Raw genomic sequence first — 15,869 nt, 5'->3', positions numbered from 1 at the left:
ATGTTACGAAAAGGGGTTACTTTTAGTGTGAAGCCGGGCGGAAAACTGAGGGCAATCCGGCAGTTAACTGCACGTTGCAGCGCGGCTGGGCAATTCTCTTTTTCGGCGACAAGGGGCATAATAACGGGCTCGGGCTGGCGTCAGGACAGGTAGCAACCATGAAGGCACAACGTATTACTTTGCATGATATCGCTGCGCTGGCGGGCGTAACTAAAATGACGGTCAGCCGCTATCTGCGCACGCCGGAAAAGGTGAAGCCCGACACGGCTGAGCGGATCGCCAGCGTCATTGCTGAAGTGGGTTACCAACCCGACCCGGATAACCCGGCGATGTCTGCCAACGTGCTGCCGCGCATCGGCGTGCTGATCCCCTCTTTTAATAATCAAATCTTTGCCGACTTGCTCGCCGGGATTGAATCGGTCACTTCTGCGCAGGGTTACCAGACGCTGGTGGTCAATTATGACTACGACAGCCAGCGCGAAGAGGAGCAAATTGCTACGGTTTTAGCCTTTAATGTCAAAGGGTTGCTGCTTACTGAGTCGGTTCATAGTCTGCGGGCGGAAAAGTATCTGAAAGCGGCCAAAATTCCGATTGCCGAAGTGATGGGGCTGTCGTCGAATGCCGATCGGATCAATGTCGGTTTCGACAATATGAAGGCCGGTTTTGATATGACCACCATGCTGCTGGCCAGCGGCAAGCGGCGCATTATCTACTTCGGCTCGATGTCTGACGTGCGCGACGAGCAACGCTATAACGGTTACTGCCAGGCGATGGAAGCGCAGGGGTTACCGGTCGGACGCATTGCGCCAAATAAGGTGTCCTCGATTTCTATCGGTACCGGCATGATGACGCTGGCGCGGCAAATGTACCCGGATATGGACGGTATTTTATGTACTAACGACGACCTTGCCGTTGGGGTGTTACAGGAGTGCCTTACTTCCGGGATCAAAGTGCCTGCTGAGATCGCGATTGCCGGGTTCCACGGTCTGGAGATTGGGCAGGTTATCAGCCCACGTCTGGCCAGCGTTTTGACCCCCCGCTTTGAGATGGGAAAGGTCGCGACCGAAATCCTGCTCAAGAAAATCAAAGGGTTGCCAACCATTGAACACGTCGATTTGCACTATCGCCTGTCGATGGGCGAAACCATCTGAACCTTTCTGTCGCGCGGGCTGTTGTTAGTATTTTGTTGTGCTTATGTCGCACCTTTTCAGGGGGAATGCGGCATTTTACCCGCGCCGATCACGAAGAAGGTAACACGTTTTTTTAACACAATTCAGCGTGATGGAGATCGCAAAAATACCCGCCGAAAACCCGTTTGATAAGACCCAGGACGTACTGAAACTTTCAAACAGGTATCACGATGAATACAAAAACGAACCAGACCGTACTGCTGATCGCTCCTGTTGTAGACAGCCTGCTCGATCGCCTCTCCACTGCTTTCACGGTGCATCGCCTTTATGAACAAGCTGACGCAGAGGCTTTTCTGCAACGCGTTGGGGCCGATATTCAGGTCGTCGTGACGCGAGGCGATATCGGCGTCACCCATCATGTGCTGGAAGCCTTGCCGCAGGTGGGGCTGGTGGCACTGTTCGGGGTAGGTACTGATGCCGTTGATCTGAACTACACCCGCAAACGCAATATTGCTGTCACCATCACCTCTGGCGTGTTAACGCAAGGGGTGGCCGATCTGGCGATGGGGTTGCTGCTGGCGGGGGCGCGTCAGCTCTGCCAGGGCGATCGTTTTGTCCGCGAGGGGCGCTGGTTAATTTCTGCGCCAGCGCTGGCAACGCAGGTCAGCGGCAAACGCATTGGCATCTTCGGTATGGGCAATATCGGCCAGGCCATCGCCCGTCGGGCCAGCGGTTTCGATATGGAGATCCTCTACAACGACCGGCAGCCGATTGTCGGGCTGGATTATCACTGGTGTGCAGATCTGCATACCCTCGCTCATGAGAGCGATTTTCTGGTGATTGCGGCTTCTGCCGGAGCAGCAAACCACAAACTGATCGATGCCTCAGTATTTAATGTGATGCCGAAACATGCCTGGTTAATTAATATCGCGCGCGGTTCACTGGTCGATGAAACGGCATTGATCCACGCGCTACAAAACGGTGTTATCGCCGGTGCTGGTCTGGACGTTTATGAAGATGAACCGAATGTCCCGGCAGGGCTGATCGCGCTCGACAACGTTGTACTGCAACCGCACGTTGCCAGCGCAACGCATGAAACCCGACAAAAAATGAGCGATGTGGTGTACGCCAACGTTGCCGCTTATTTTGCTCAGGCACCGCTGCCCAATGTGATTGCCTGATCCTCACCTCTGCCTCAGAGAGAAAATATATGAACACTAAAATACCCGGCACGCGCTGGTGGCGGATCATTGCGCCTGTGCTTATTGCCTGCATTATTTCGTTTATGGACAGGGTTAATATCAGCTTCGCGCTGCCAGGCGGTATGGAAGCGGATTTAGGCATCACCAGCCAGATGGCTGGCGTCGCCAGCGGGATCTTTTTTATCGGTTATCTGTTCTTGCAAATTCCCGGCGGGCGTAGTGCGGTAAACGGCAGCGGCAAGCGTTTTATCGCCTGGTCGCTGCTGGCGTGGGCGGTGGTTTCTGTCGCCACCGGCTTCGTAACGCATGAGTATCAACTGCTGGTACTGCGCTTTATCCTCGGCGTTTCCGAAGGTGGAATGTTGCCGGTGGTGCTGACGATGGTCAGCAACTGGTTCCCGGAAAAAGAGGTGGGCCGGGCGAATGCGTTTGTCATGATGTTTGCCCCGCTTGGCGGCATGCTGACCGCGCCGGTTTCCGGGGCGATCATCGCGGCGCTCGACTGGCGCTGGCTGTTTATCATCGAAGGGCTGCTTTCACTGGTGGTGCTGCTGGTGTGGTGGCGGCTGATCAGCGATCGGCCGGAAGAGGCGCACTGGTTGCCAGCCAGCGAACGCGAATATCTGGTCACCACGCTGGCGCGCGAGCGCGAAGCGCGGCTGGCGGAAGAGGCGGTCAGCAATGCGCCGGTAAAAGATGTGTTTCGCAATGCCGGTCTGATGAAGCTGGTGGTGCTCAACTTCTTCTACCAGACCGGGGATTATGGCTACACACTGTGGCTGCCGACGATCCTGAAAAATCTGACTGGCGCCAATATGGCTGGGGTCGGAGTTCTGGCGATCTTACCTTTTGTTGCCACGCTTGCCGGGATCTATACCATCTCGCTGTTCAGCGATCGCAGCGGTAAACGTCGCGCCTGGGTGCGTCTCTCCCTGTACTGTTTCGCCGCCTCACTGCTGGCTTCGGTATTGTTACGTGAACATGTGGTGGCGGCTTATATTGCGCTGGTGATGTGCGGTTTCTTCCTCAAGGCGGCGACCAGCCCATTCTGGTCTATTCCCGGAAGAATTGCCTCGCCGGAAGTGGCCGGTAGCGCGCGTGGCGTGATCAACGGTCTGGGCAATCTGGGCGGTTTCTGCGGCCCGTATCTGGTCGGCGTGATGATCTACTTTTATGGGCAGAATGTGGCCGTCTGCGCCCTGGCGGGTTCACTGATTATTGCCGGGACGATCACCTTCCTGTTGCCGAAGAAATGCGATCTGCAAGCCGATGATCGGGTTCTGGTCAGCAGCGACGATCAGCCGCATCGTGCATAGCGGAGAGCACCATGACACTGGAGCAACAGATCGCATTATGCGAAAGCCACCGTGCCACATTGCGCTTTCCGGCCTTCGATTATGCGGATGCCTGGACGCTGGGGAATGCGTTATACCAGGCGGCACTGCGCCGCGATTATGCGCTGGCAATTGAGATCCGGGTCAATCAACTGTGCCTGTTCAGCGCGCTAATGCCCGGCGCGACGGCAGAAAATGTGGATTGGGTACGGCGTAAACGTAATCTGGTGGATTTTCTCGGCATCAGCTCCTGGGCTGCCGGGTTGATGCTGCAATCCCGTGGTACGACGTTGAGTGAACGTTATGGCGTGAATGCGCGAGACTATGCAGCATTTGGCGGCAGTTATCCGCTTTATCTGACCAGCGGTTGCCTGATTGGTACGGTGACGGTCTCGGGCGCACCGCAGCGTGATGATCATAACCTTGTGCTGACTACGCTGGCACAGAGGCTGAATGTCGCGCCACTGACGCTCGTCCCTCCGATATAACTCCCTTCACTGGCAGGTGCGTGGGTTGCACCTGCCATTCCCGCACAGATTGTCGCTTTAAGCCGGACGATTAACTGTCTACACTCTCAAGCAAAAGAGCGCAGTGAAAAACAGGTTGATCGATGATCCTTATAATTTATGCCCATCCTTATCCGCAGCATTCGCATGCGAATAAGCGAATGATTGAGCAGGCAAGGACGCTGGAAGGCGTCGAAATCCGTTCTCTCTATGAGCTATACCCTGACTTTAATATTGATGTGGCCGCCGAGCAGGAGGCGCTTTCCCGCGCTTCGCTGGTTATCTGGCAGCATCCAATGCAGTGGTACAGCGTTCCGCCGTTACTGAAACTCTGGCTGGATAAAGTGTTGTCGCATGGCTGGGCCTATGGTCATGAAGGCACCGCGCTTAAAGGCAAAAACGTGATGTGGGCTGTGACCACTGGCGGCGGCGACCACCATTTTGATATTGGATCGCACCCCGGTTTTGATGTGCTTTCGCAGCCGTTACAGGCAACCGCCATTTACTGCGGGATGAACTGGTTACCGCCTTTTGCCGTGCACTGTACCTTTATTTGCGACGATGAAACCCTGCAGGCGCAGGCGCGTCATTACAAACAACGTTTGCTGGAGTGGCAGGAGGCGGCACATGGATAGCCATTCATTAATACAGGCGCTGATCTACCTCGGTTCGGCCGCGCTGATTGTCCCCATCGCCGTACGGTTGGGGCTGGGGTCGGTGCTTGGCTATCTGATTGCCGGCGGCATTATTGGGCCGTGGGGATTGCGCCTGGTGACCGATGCCGAATCCATTCTCCATTTCGCCGAAATTGGCGTGGTGCTGATGCTTTTCGTGATTGGCCTTGAGCTGGATCCGCAACGATTGTGGAAGTTGCGCGCCTCGGTGTTTGGCGGCGGCGCGCTGCAAATGGTGAGCTGCGGCCTGCTACTTGGCGTGTTTTGCGCCCTGCTGGGGCTGGCGTGGCCGGTGGCGCTGCTGATTGGTCTGACGCTGGCGCTCTCTTCCACTGCGATTGCCATGCAGGCGATGAATGAACGCAACCTGACGGTTTCGCAGATGGGGCGCAGCGCCTTCTCGGTGCTGCTATTCCAGGACATCGCTGCCATCCCGCTGGTGGCGATGATTCCGCTGCTGGCGGCCAGCGGCGGTGCGATGACGTTAAGCGCTTTTACCCTTTCAGCGCTGAAAGTGGTGGGCGCGCTGGTGCTGGTGGTGCTGATTGGGCGTTATGTCGCGCGTCCTGCGCTACGCTTTGTTGCTCGTTCCGGGCTGCGGGAAGTGTTCTGCGCCGTGGCGCTGTTTCTGGTATTTGGCTTTGGGTTGTTGCTGGAAGAGGCGGGATTGTCGATGGCGATGGGGGCCTTCCTTGCCGGGGTGTTACTGGCCAGCTCTGAATATCGTCACGCGCTGGAAAGCGACATCGAACCGTTTAAAGGCCTGCTGCTTGGGCTGTTCTTTATTGGCGTCGGTATGTCCATTGACTTCGGTACGCTGGTGACGCACCCGCTGCGTATCCTGCTGTTGCTGGTGGGTTTCCTGGTGATTAAAAGCGTGGTGCTGTGGCTGATCGCCCGCCCGTTACGCGTTCCGGGTAAACAGCGGATGTGGTTTGCCGCGCTGCTGGGGCAGGGGAGTGAATTCGCCTTTGTGGTGTTTGGTGCCGCGCAAACCGCGCAGGTGCTCGATCCGGAATGGGCGAAAGCGCTAACGCTGACCGTCGCGTTATCAATGGCGGCGACGCCAGTCCTGCTGGTGCTGCTGGCACGGCTGGAGAGTGCCGGTGCACAGCAGGAGCGCGAAGCTGATGAGATCGATGAAGAAGAAGCGCGGGTGATTATCGCCGGATTTGGTCGTTTTGGTCAGATCGCCGGGCGTCTGCTGCTTTCCAGCGGCGTGAAAATGGTGGTACTTGACCACGATCCCGATCATATCGAAACGCTGCGTAAATTCGGCATGAAAGTCTTCTATGGTGATGCCACGCGCGTCGATCTGCTGGAGTCCGCTGGCGCCGGGCGTGCTGAGGTGTTGATTAATGCGATTGATGATCCACAGGCCAACCTGCAATTGACTGAGCTGGCAAAAGAGCACTTCCCGGATCTGCGCATTATTGCCCGCGCCCGCGATGTCGATCACTATATCCGCCTGCGACAGGCGGGCGTCGACAGACCGGAACGTGAAACCTTCGAAGCGGCGCTGAAAACCGGGCGTCTGGCGCTGGAAGGGTTAGGATTAGGTGCCTATGAAGCCCGCGAGCGCGCCGACCATTTCCGCCGTTTCAATACGTCGATGGTGGAAGAGATGGCGCAGGTCGAGAATGATGCGCAGGCGCGTGCTGCCGTGTTTAAGCGCACCAGCGCCATGTTGACAGAAATCATCGCAGAGGATCGCGCCCATCTTTCGTTAACACAGCGCCATGGCTGGCAGGGAACGGAAGAGGGACGGCATACGGACGATCCGGCAGACGAACCGGAGGTGAAACCGCAGGCGTGAACCTGTTCAGGCTGGTTTACGGGTAACGTTTTGAATTAAAGCGAGTGGAAAGCTGGCGGTGCAGCAACAGGTTGCGGTATCGCCAGCAGAATGAAAAATTTTCTTATCCTTTGCCTTGCCCCCCATCGACGAAAGATTGTGCTTTCCGTATAGTGGCGACAATTTTTTTGCATCCAGGAATGAATGAATGATCAGTCTGATTGCCGCGCTAGCCGTGGATCGCGTGATTGGTATGGAGAACGCCATGCCGTGGAATTTACCGGCCGATCTCGCCTGGTTTAAGCGCAATACCTTAAACAAACCGGTGGTGATGGGGCGTCTGACGTGGGAATCCATCGGCCGTCCGTTACCGGGGCGCAAAAACATTGTGATCAGCAGCCAGCCGGGTACTGACGATCGTGTCGAATGGGTGAAATCCGTGGATGAAGCGATTGCCGCCTGCGGCGATGTGGAAGAGATCATGGTGATCGGCGGCGGGCGAGTTTACGAACAGTGTCTGCCGAAGGCGCAGCGCCTCTACCTGACGCACATTGATGCTGAAGTGGAAGGTGATACCCACTTCCCGGATTACGAGCCGGACGACTGGGAATCCGTATTTAGCGAATTCCATGATGCTGATGCGCAGAACTCGCATAGCTACTGCTTTGAGATCCTCGAGCGCCGCTAAGATGTCCCCCCGGCGGGTCGCCGCCGGGGAGTCCTTTAAGAGGCTATCGCCTCGCCATCTCCTAAATCCATCTGGCGATTTGACTGTTGCGTGAAGTACATTTTGTCTTCCCAGCGCAGGCAGGTCAGTACGCCGCCCCAGCAGCAACCGGTATCCAGCGCGTAAATCCCTTCCGGTGTGCCAGCGCCTTCCAGCGATGCCCAGTGGCCAAAGGCGATGCTGTACTCCTGCGAAACCGGTCCCGGAATCGAGAACCACGGTTTAAGCGGTGCAGGAGCACGCTCGGGAATATCTTTGCAGTACATATCCAGTTGCCCGTTCGGGAAGCAGTAACGCATACGCGTGAAGGCATTAGTGATAAAGCGCAGGCGGGCAAGCCCACTGAGTTCCGGCGTCCAGTGGTTTGGCAGATCGCCGTACATGGCATCGAGGAATAGCGGATAGGAATCGCTGGACAGCACCGCTTCGACATCGCGTGCGCAGTGTATCGCCGTCGGCAAATCCCACTGCGGGGTGATCCCGGCGTGCGCCATTACCAGCTTTTTCTCTTCGTCGATTTGCAGCAGCGGCTGACGGCGCAACCAATTGATCAGCTCATCGGCGTCGGGCGCTTCCAGCAATAAATTGAGGCGGTCTTTGGGCTTATTGCGGCTGATACCGGCAAAAACGGCCAGCAGATGCAGATCGTGATTGCCCAGTACGATACGCACGCTGTCGCCCAATGATTTTACGTAACGCAGTACATCCAGCGACCCCGGCCCACGGGCAACTAAATCGCCGGTAAGCCATAGGGTGTCTTGCTCTGGTGAAAATTCAACCTGTTTTAACAGCGCGATCAGTTCATCATAGCAACCATGAACGTCACCAATCAGATATGTAGCCATTGGATTAATGAATCAGTATTGGAACGGCGAGTCGGAAGACCGGGACGGCAATGCGAAACGCAGTGCCCTGCGCGTCGATCATTTCGTAGTGGCCCTGCATGGTGCCCATCGGCGTCTCGATAACCGCGCCGCTGGTGTATTGATATTCGCCGCCCGGCTCAATGTGCGGCTGTTCACCGACGACACCTTCGCCCTGCACTTCCGTTTCGCGGCCATTTCCATTGGTGATCAGCCAGTAGCGTTTCAACAACTGGACAGGGGTTCGCCCCAGATTCCGGATGGTGATGGTGTAAGCAAACACATAACGTTCATCGTCGGGAGCTGACTGAGACTCAATGTAGACGCTTTGTACCTGAACACAAACTCGGGGCGAATTGATCATGAGTTAACTCTCCTTCGGCGGCGCATTTTCCGTCAGGTAGTTGGCTAACTGACAGTACTGCGCAACAGAGATATTTTCCGCGCGCATCGTCGGGTCGATCCCCAGCGATGCCAGCACCTCAACCGTAAATACATTGCCGAGGCTATTGCGGATGGTTTTACGACGCTGGTTAAAGGCTTCGGTGGTAATGCGGCTCAGCGTGCGAATCTCTTTGACCGGATGCGGCAACGTAGTATGCGGCACCAGACGAACCACAGCAGAATCCACCTTCGGCGGCGGCGCGAAAGCTGTCGGCGGCACTTCCAGCACCGGAATAACCTGACAGTAGTACTGCGCCATCACGCTTAACCGACCATACGCCTTACTGTTTGGTCCTGCAACCAGACGATTTACCACCTCTTTCTGCAACATAAAGTGCATATCGGCAATGGCATCAGTATAGCTAAACAGATGGAACATCAATGGCGTGGAGATGTTATACGGCAGGTTGCCGAAAACACGCAGCGGCTGGCCGAGCGTCTGCGACAGCTCGCCAAAATTCATGGTCATCGCATCTTGCTGATAAATTGTCAGTTTTGGCGCGAGGAACGGATGTGTTTGCAGGCGGGCTGCCAGATCGCGGTCAAGTTCGATAACTGTTAGCTTATCCAGACGTTCGCCAACCGGCTCGGTCAGTGCGCCCAGGCCCGGACCGATTTCAACCATCGCCTGACCCTTTTGCGGGTTGATGGCCGATACAATGCTGTCGATCACGAACTGGTCGTGGAGAAAGTTTTGCCCGAAGCGTTTACGGGCTAAGTGGCCCTGATGGACTCGATTAGTCATTGAGTATTAACAATCATTTTGATGGCGAGGTTAAGCGCCGTAATAAAACTGCCGACATCTGCTGTTCCATGGCCCGCCAATTCCAGCGCGGTACCGTGGTCAACGGATGTGCGAATAAAAGGTAAACCGAGGGTGATATTCACGCCGCGGCCAAAGCCCTGGTATTTTAGCACGGGCAGGCCCTGATCGTGGTACATCGCCAGTACCGCGTCGGCATTATCAAGGTATTTGGGCTGAAACAGCGTATCTGCAGGCAGTGGACCGCTCAAATTCATACCGCTGGCCCGCATTTCTTCCAGTACCGGAATGATCGTATCGATCTCTTCCGTCCCCATATGCCCGCCTTCACCTGCGTGTGGATTCAGCCCGCAGACCAGAATGTGTGGATGGCGGATACCAAATTTCTGCTGCAAATCCCCGTGCAGAATATGAATAACCTCGCGCAACAGGGCAGGCGTAATAGCTTGTGCAACCTCTTTGAGCGGCAAATGGGTGGTTGCCAGCGCAACGCGTAGCTCTTCGGTGGCCAGCATCATCACCACTTTGGCGGCGTGCGAGCGCTCCTCGAAAAACTCCGTGTGTCCGGTAAACGGCGTACCCGCGTCGTTGATCACCCCTTTATGCACCGGGCCAGTTACCAGCGCAGCAAATTCGCCGTTCAGGCAGCCGTCGCAGGCGCGGGCAAGGGTTTCCACAACATAAGGGCCGTTAAGAGGGGTGAGTACGCCCGGCGTCACCGGCGCATGCAGCGGGAGAGACAGCACGGTTAAGGTACCGGCTTGCTGCGCAACCGCAGCAGCTTCGGGATCGTAATCCCGAAGCTGCAACGGCAGACCGAGCAGTGCTGCCCGGTCGGCTAACAGCGTTGCGTCTGCACAGATAACCAGTTCAACCGGCCAGTCGCGTTGGGCGAGCTGAACCACCAGATCCGGACCAATCCCGGCGGGCTCGCCGGGAGTGATAACGACACGCTGTGTTTTCATTTAGTTGCTCAGGATTTTCACGTAGGCGCTGGCGCGTTGTTCCTGCATCCAGGTGGCCGCCTCTTCAGAGAATTTGCGGTTCATCAGCATGCGATACGCTCTGTCTTTCTGCGCGGCGTCTGTTTTATCAACGTTACGCGAATCGAGCATTTCGATCAGGTGCCAGCCGAAGGAGGAGTGTACCGGGCCGCTCATCTGGCCGCGTTTCAGCTTCATCAGCGCATCGCGGAATGCCGGATCGTAAATATCTGCTGCCGCCCAGCCCAGATCGCCGCCTTGGTTTGCAGAGCCCGGATCCTGGGAGAACTCTTTCGCTGCATTAGCAAATGTGGTTTTACCGCTCTTAATGTCCGCGGCGATCTCTTCCAGTTTCACGCGAGCCTGATCGTCGCTCATAATGGGTGACGGTTTCAGCAGGATGTGACGAGCGTGAACTTCGGTTACAGAGATGTTCTGAGACTGGCCGCGCAGATCGTTAACTTTCAGGATATGGAAACCGACGCCGGAACGAATCGGCCCAATGATATCGCCTTTTTTCGCCGTGCTCAGCGCCTGAGCGAAGATGCTTGGCAGTTCCTGAATGCGTCCCCAGCCCATCTGACCGCCTTTCAGCGCCTGCTGATCGGCAGAGTAGGTGATCGCCAGCTTGCCGAAATCATCGCCTTTACGCGCTTGATCGACAATGGAACGCGCCTGGCTTTCAGCTTCGTTAACTTGATCCGACGTCGGGTTTTCCGGCAGCGGGATCAGGATGTGGCTCAGGTTCAGCTCGGTGCTGGCATCGTTCTGGTTCCCCACCTGCTGCGCCAGAGCATCCACTTCCTGCGGCAGGACGGTTACACGACGGCGCACTTCGCTGTTGCGCACTTCAGAGATGATCATCTCTTTGCGGATCTGGTTGCGATAGGTGTTGTAATTCACCCCATCGTAAGCCAGACGGCTGCGCAATTGATCCATAGACATATTGTTCTGTTTGGCAATGTCGGCGATGGCGGCATCAAGCTGCTCGTCCGTCACTTTGACACCCATTTTGGTGCCCATCTGCAGAATGATTTGATCCATGATCAAACGTTCAAGGATCTGATGGCGCAGCGTGGCGTCGTCCGGCAGTTGCTGACCCGCCTGGCCCGCATTAGCCTTTACGGACTGCATCATGCTATCAACGTCACTTTCAAGCACTACGCCGTTATTGACGACGGCAGCGACTTTATCAACAACCTGAGGCGCAGCAAAACTGGTATTCGCAACCATAGCGATACCGAGAAGCAGCGTTTTCCAGTTCTTCATACCTTTTCCATTTCAATTAACCGCAATGCGGATTACGTTGCAAATCAAACAGATCACATTGAACTACGGTACGGCAGAATGTTTGAACGCAGCATTTGTTGCGTACCCAAACCGTAGTTAGAACTCAGACCGCGCAGCTCAATGTTGAAACCGATGACGTTGTCATACTTGCTTTGGTCATTTTGCCAGCCGTTAATTTTCCGCTCATAGCCGACGCGGAGAGCATAACAGCAGGAGTTGTACTGCAAGCCAACCATCTGGTCAGCGGATTTGTGTGTATTGGTGTCGAAATAGTAAGCCCCGACGATCGACCAGCGGTCGGCAATCGGCCAGCTTCCGGCAGCACCCACCTGCGAAATACCATCTTTATACTGCGCAGACGTCGCGTAGTTTGGCAGCGTTGCCTGAATGTATTCCGGGCTGGCGTAACGGTAGCTCAGTTGCAGCATACGGTCTTCATCACGACGGTATTCCAATGACGAACTGCTGTTGGCGATGGCATTCAGACGCGTGTCGTACTGCACGCCGCCGCGCAGACCCCAGCGATCCGAGATACGCCAGTAGGTATCACCCGCCCAGACCAACGACCCCGTTTTGTTGTCTTTCTCCCAGTTAATGTTGTCATCACCGGTGCGGGACTCGGTGAAATAGTAAATTTGACCAACAGAAACGTTAAAACGTTCAACTTCCGCATCATCATAAATGCGCGTTGTGACGCCGGTAGTAACCTGATTTGCAGAGGCAATACGGTCAAGCCCACTGTAGGTGCGGTCGCGGAACAGCCCGCTATAGTCGGATTGTAAGAGCGTTGAGTCATAGTTATTGATATGGCTCTGATCGCGATACGGCACATACAGATACTGCGCACGTGGCTCCAGCGTCTGGGTATAACCTTCCGCCCAGTTCATATCACGTTCAAACACCATCTTGCCGTCCATCTTAAACTGCGGCATGACGCGGTTGACGTTATCTTTCAACTTATTCGCCGCTTCCAGCGCCGTCTGGTTGGTGTCACTCTGGTTGTTGTTGTACTGCTGCTGCGCGTAGTTACGATAGGTATCAAGATTGCTCTGCTGGTAATGAGTCGCCAGCAGCTTAACTTCGGTATTCAGGCTGCCCCAGTCATTAGAGACCGGCAGGTTTAACGTCGGCTCCAGATGAACACGGGTCGCTTCCGGGCGGTCCGAGTTGGTGTTGGTAAAGTGCACCGCCTGTCCATAAATATGCGCATCGAACGGCCCTAAATCGTTGTGATACCAGTTCACATCTAACTGCGGTTCGGCAGCATAGGAATTGCTGTTTTCGGTGTTAAATACCTGGAACTGTTTCGTCGATACCGTAGCATTGAAGTTTTCTACTGCATAACCCGCGCTAAAGATCTGGGTAGCGTATCCATCGGTACTGGAACCGTATTTCGATGAGAAATCATTAAAGTAATGAGGATCGCTGACTTTGGTGTAGTTAGCATTAAAACGCCACACCTGATCCATTACACCAGAATGCTGCCAGAAGAATAACCAGCGGTGGCGGTTGTTCTCCGTCGGATACTCATCTTCGAAGACTTTGTCGGACGGCAGATAGTCAAATTCAACCAGGCCAGCCCCGGCCTGTGACAGATAGCGGAATTCGTTTTGCCACTGAATATTGCCACGTTTATGGATGTAGTGCGGCGTGATGGTCGCATCCATATTTGGCGCAATGTTCCAGTAGTACGGCAGGTAAAACTCGAAGTAGTTACTGGTGCTGTACTTGGCATTCGGAATCAAGAAACCGGAGCGGCGTTTGTCACCGATTGGCAGCTGCAAGTACGGGCTATAGAACACTGGCACGGGGCCGAGTTTAAAGCGCGCGTTCCAGATCTCCGCGACCTGCTCCTGGCGATCCTGAATCACTTCGCTACCCACGACGCTCCAGGTATTAGAACCCGGCAAGCAGGAGGTAAAGGAGCCGTTATCCAGAATCGTATAGCGGTTTTGCCCGCGTTGTTTCATCAGGTCGGCGGTGCCACGCCCCTGGCGACCCACCATCTGGTAATCACCCTGCCAGACGTTGGTATCTTTGGTATTCAGGTTTGACCAGGCTTTAGGACCTTTCAGGATGACCTGGTTATCGTCATAGTGCACATTACCCAGTGCATCCACTGTGCGTACCGGGTCTGTCTGACCTTCCGGCTGCTGTTGATGAAGCTGCACCTCATCGGCCTGCAAACGGCTATTCCCCTGATTAATATCGACATTACCGGTAAAAACGGCATCGTCAGGGTAGTTGCCTTTTGCGTGATCGGCATTGATTGTCACCGGCAGGTTATTGGTATCACCCTGCACCAGCGGGCGATTATAGCTGGGGACGCCAAGCATACATTGCGAGGCAAGATCGGCAGCCATTCCCTGCTGACTATAAAGGGCGGAGCCAATCATGGTGGCCAGGAGGGTGGGGATACGTTTTTTCATACGTTGTATTTGTTGTTCCGTCATCTGTGGCTTTACGCTGGCAAACGGTCTGAGACTAACTTACTCGCCTTTGCAACGCTAGTTTTAATCCTGCCCGCGTTCGAGCCAGGGAGAGAAGACTGCGCCTGTGCATGGCATAGAATGACGGGTATGATAAAGCAAATTTTAGCCGACGGCATGACGATTTGGGGAGTATATGCAGTATTGGGGAAAAGTGGTTGGTGTGGTCATCGCTCTTTTCATGGGCGGCGGCTTTTGGGGCGCGGTTCTGGGGCTGATTATCGGTCATATGTTTGATAAGGCGCGCAGCCGTAAAATGGCCTGGTTTGCTAACCAGCGTGAACGTCAGTCGCTCTTCTTCGCCACCACCTTTGAGGTGATGGGGCATCTGACCAAATCGAAAGGCCGCGTCACCGAAGCTGACATCCAGGTCGCCAGCCTTTTTATGGATCGCATGAATCTGCATGGCGAATCGCGTATGGCGGCACAACGCGCGTTTCGCGACGGTAAAGCGGATAATTACCCGCTTCGCGACAAAATGCGTCAGTTCCGCAGCGTCTGTTTTGGCCGCTTCGATTTGATTCGGATGTTTCTGGAAATTCAAATCCAGGCCGCCTTTGCCGATGGCTCCCTGCACCCCAGCGAACGCGAAGTGTTGTATGTGATTGCTGAGGAGCTGGGCATCTCGCGCCTGCAATTCGATCAATTCCTGCGCATGATGCAGGGCGGCGCGCAGTTTGGCGGCGGTTACCATTATCAGCAACAGGCAGGCGGTAACGGCGGCGGCTGGCAGCAGGCGCAGCGTGGTCCGACGCTGGAAGATGCCTGTAATGTGCTGGGCGTGAAACCGACAGACGATGCGACAACCATCAAGCGCGCTTACCGTAAATTGATGGGCGAACACCATCCGGACAAACTGGTGGCAAAAGGTTTGCCGCCGGAGATGATGGAGATGGCGAAACAAAAAGCGCAGGAAATTCAGAAAGCTTACGAGCTGATTCGCGAGCAGAAGGGTTTTCGCTAAGCGTAATACTCCCCCGGCGCGCGGTCGGGGGAGAGTATTAAAAATCTACCGGTGCTTTGAACGTCATGCTATTGCCGAATTGCGGATGGGTAATCGTCAGTGTTTCGGCATGCAGCAGTAAACGTGGCGCCAGCGCCAGCGCTTGCGGCGGCGCATAAAAGCGGTCGCCGAGAATCGGATGGCCAATAGCCAGCATATGCACACGCAGTTGATGCGAGCGACCCGTAATCGGCTTCAGCCGCACGCGGGCGTTACCATCATCATCCAGCGATAACACTTCATACTCGGTCTGCGCCGCTTTGCCGGTTTCGTAACACACTTTCTGCTTCGGGCGATTCGGCCAGTCGCAAATCAGCGGTAAATCCACCAGCCCTTCCGCTTTCTCCGGGTGGCCCCAGATGCGCGCCAGATACTGCTTTTTCGGCTCGCGCTCGCGGAACTGGCGCTTGAGCTCACGTTCGGCATTTTTGGTAAGCGCCACCACAATCACGCCGCTGGTGGCCATATCCAGGCGATGCACGGATTCAGCCTGCGGAAAGTCGCGCTGAATACGCGTCATCACACTGTCTTTGTGCTCATCAAGACGACCCGGTACCGACAACAAGCCGCTGGGCTTGTTGACGACCATAATGTGCTCATCCTGATAGAGAATAACCAGCCAGGGATCCTGCGGCGGATTGTAGGGCTCCATCACCATAAACAGCT

Annotated in this window: 15 protein-coding genes; 8 read left to right on the top strand and 7 right to left on the bottom strand. The window is 55.3% G+C overall.

Going from position 1 to position 15,869, the window contains the following annotated elements:
* Positions 1-158: 158 nt before the first annotated feature.
* The 7 genes from AWR26_RS21540 (at position 159) to folA (ending at position 7,329) form a co-directional block, all read left to right on the top strand.
* Positions 159-1,151 carry a LacI family DNA-binding transcriptional regulator gene (locus tag AWR26_RS21540; protein ID WP_064568461.1) on the top strand — a complete coding sequence of 331 codons (993 nt, stop codon included), beginning with the start codon at positions 159-161 and terminating at the stop codon, positions 1,149-1,151.
* 209 nt (positions 1,152-1,360) lie between these two features.
* The gene (locus tag AWR26_RS21535; RefSeq protein WP_064568460.1) at positions 1,361-2,311 is read left to right on the top strand and encodes a 2-hydroxyacid dehydrogenase; all 951 of its coding nucleotides are present in this window, start codon (positions 1,361-1,363) and stop codon (positions 2,309-2,311) included.
* Between the two features lie 29 nt (positions 2,312-2,340).
* Positions 2,341-3,648: an MFS transporter gene (locus AWR26_RS21530; RefSeq protein ID WP_064568459.1), complete on the top strand. Its 1,308-nt coding sequence runs from the start codon at positions 2,341-2,343 to the stop codon at positions 3,646-3,648.
* 11 nt (positions 3,649-3,659) lie between these two features.
* Complete coding sequence (locus AWR26_RS21525) at positions 3,660-4,154, top strand: heme-degrading domain-containing protein (RefSeq protein WP_064568458.1); 495 nt, start codon at positions 3,660-3,662, stop codon at positions 4,152-4,154.
* A 122-nt stretch (positions 4,155-4,276) separates the two neighbouring features.
* Entirely contained in the window at positions 4,277-4,807 is a 531-nt protein-coding gene (gene kefF / locus AWR26_RS21520) for a glutathione-regulated potassium-efflux system oxidoreductase KefF (RefSeq protein WP_007373104.1), read from the top strand.
* On the top strand, positions 4,800-6,662 hold the full coding sequence (kefC, locus tag AWR26_RS21515) for a glutathione-regulated potassium-efflux system protein KefC (RefSeq protein WP_064568457.1): 1,863 nt from the start codon (positions 4,800-4,802) through the stop codon (positions 6,660-6,662). The genes kefF and kefC overlap by 8 nt, the downstream gene beginning before the upstream one ends.
* Positions 6,663-6,849: 187 nt before the next feature.
* Entirely contained in the window at positions 6,850-7,329 is a 480-nt protein-coding gene (gene folA, locus AWR26_RS21510) for a type 3 dihydrofolate reductase (RefSeq protein ID WP_064568456.1), read from the top strand.
* 35 nt (positions 7,330-7,364) lie between these two features.
* Here folA and apaH read toward each other — a convergent pair whose 3' ends face one another.
* Genes apaH through lptD form a run of 6 tightly spaced genes read right to left on the bottom strand, consistent with a single transcriptional unit; the run spans position 7,365 to position 14,140 of the window.
* Positions 7,365-8,213 (bottom strand): bis(5'-nucleosyl)-tetraphosphatase (symmetrical) ApaH, encoded by an 849-nt coding sequence (gene apaH / locus AWR26_RS21505; RefSeq protein WP_064568455.1) that lies wholly within the window; start codon positions 8,211-8,213, stop codon positions 7,365-7,367.
* Positions 8,214-8,217: 4 nt separating this feature from the next.
* Positions 8,218-8,595, bottom strand: coding sequence for a Co2+/Mg2+ efflux protein ApaG (apaG, locus tag AWR26_RS21500; RefSeq protein ID WP_043955048.1), 378 nt, complete (start codon positions 8,593-8,595; stop codon positions 8,218-8,220).
* 3 nt (positions 8,596-8,598) lie between these two features.
* Positions 8,599-9,420, bottom strand: a complete 822-nt coding sequence (gene rsmA, locus AWR26_RS21495; protein WP_035886538.1) for a 16S rRNA (adenine(1518)-N(6)/adenine(1519)-N(6))-dimethyltransferase RsmA — start codon at positions 9,418-9,420, stop codon at positions 8,599-8,601.
* Entirely contained in the window at positions 9,417-10,403 is a 987-nt protein-coding gene (pdxA, locus tag AWR26_RS21490) for a 4-hydroxythreonine-4-phosphate dehydrogenase PdxA (protein WP_064568454.1), read from the bottom strand. The genes rsmA and pdxA overlap by 4 nt, the downstream gene beginning before the upstream one ends.
* The gene (surA, locus tag AWR26_RS21485; RefSeq protein ID WP_064568453.1) at positions 10,404-11,690 is read right to left on the bottom strand and encodes a peptidylprolyl isomerase SurA; all 1,287 of its coding nucleotides are present in this window, start codon (positions 11,688-11,690) and stop codon (positions 10,404-10,406) included.
* Between the two features lie 53 nt (positions 11,691-11,743).
* Positions 11,744-14,140, bottom strand: coding sequence for an LPS assembly protein LptD (gene lptD / locus AWR26_RS21480; RefSeq protein ID WP_064568452.1), 2,397 nt, complete (start codon positions 14,138-14,140; stop codon positions 11,744-11,746).
* A gap of 196 nt (positions 14,141-14,336) precedes the next feature.
* Between lptD and djlA the strand changes: the two genes are divergently transcribed.
* A complete protein-coding gene (djlA, locus tag AWR26_RS21475; RefSeq protein WP_007373114.1) occupies positions 14,337-15,164 on the top strand; it encodes a co-chaperone DjlA in 828 nt (275 codons plus the stop codon).
* 37 nt (positions 15,165-15,201) lie between these two features.
* On the opposite strand, the gene rluA is transcribed toward djlA, so the two are convergent.
* Positions 15,202-15,861 (bottom strand): bifunctional tRNA pseudouridine(32) synthase/23S rRNA pseudouridine(746) synthase RluA, encoded by a 660-nt coding sequence (rluA, locus tag AWR26_RS21470; protein WP_043955043.1) that lies wholly within the window; start codon positions 15,859-15,861, stop codon positions 15,202-15,204.
* Positions 15,862-15,869: the final 8 nt, after the last annotated feature.

Source organism: Kosakonia oryzae, assembly GCF_001658025.2.
GTDB classification, from domain to species: domain Bacteria; phylum Pseudomonadota; class Gammaproteobacteria; order Enterobacterales; family Enterobacteriaceae; genus Kosakonia; species Kosakonia oryzae.
This window is presented reverse-complemented; position numbering and strand designations above follow the sequence as displayed.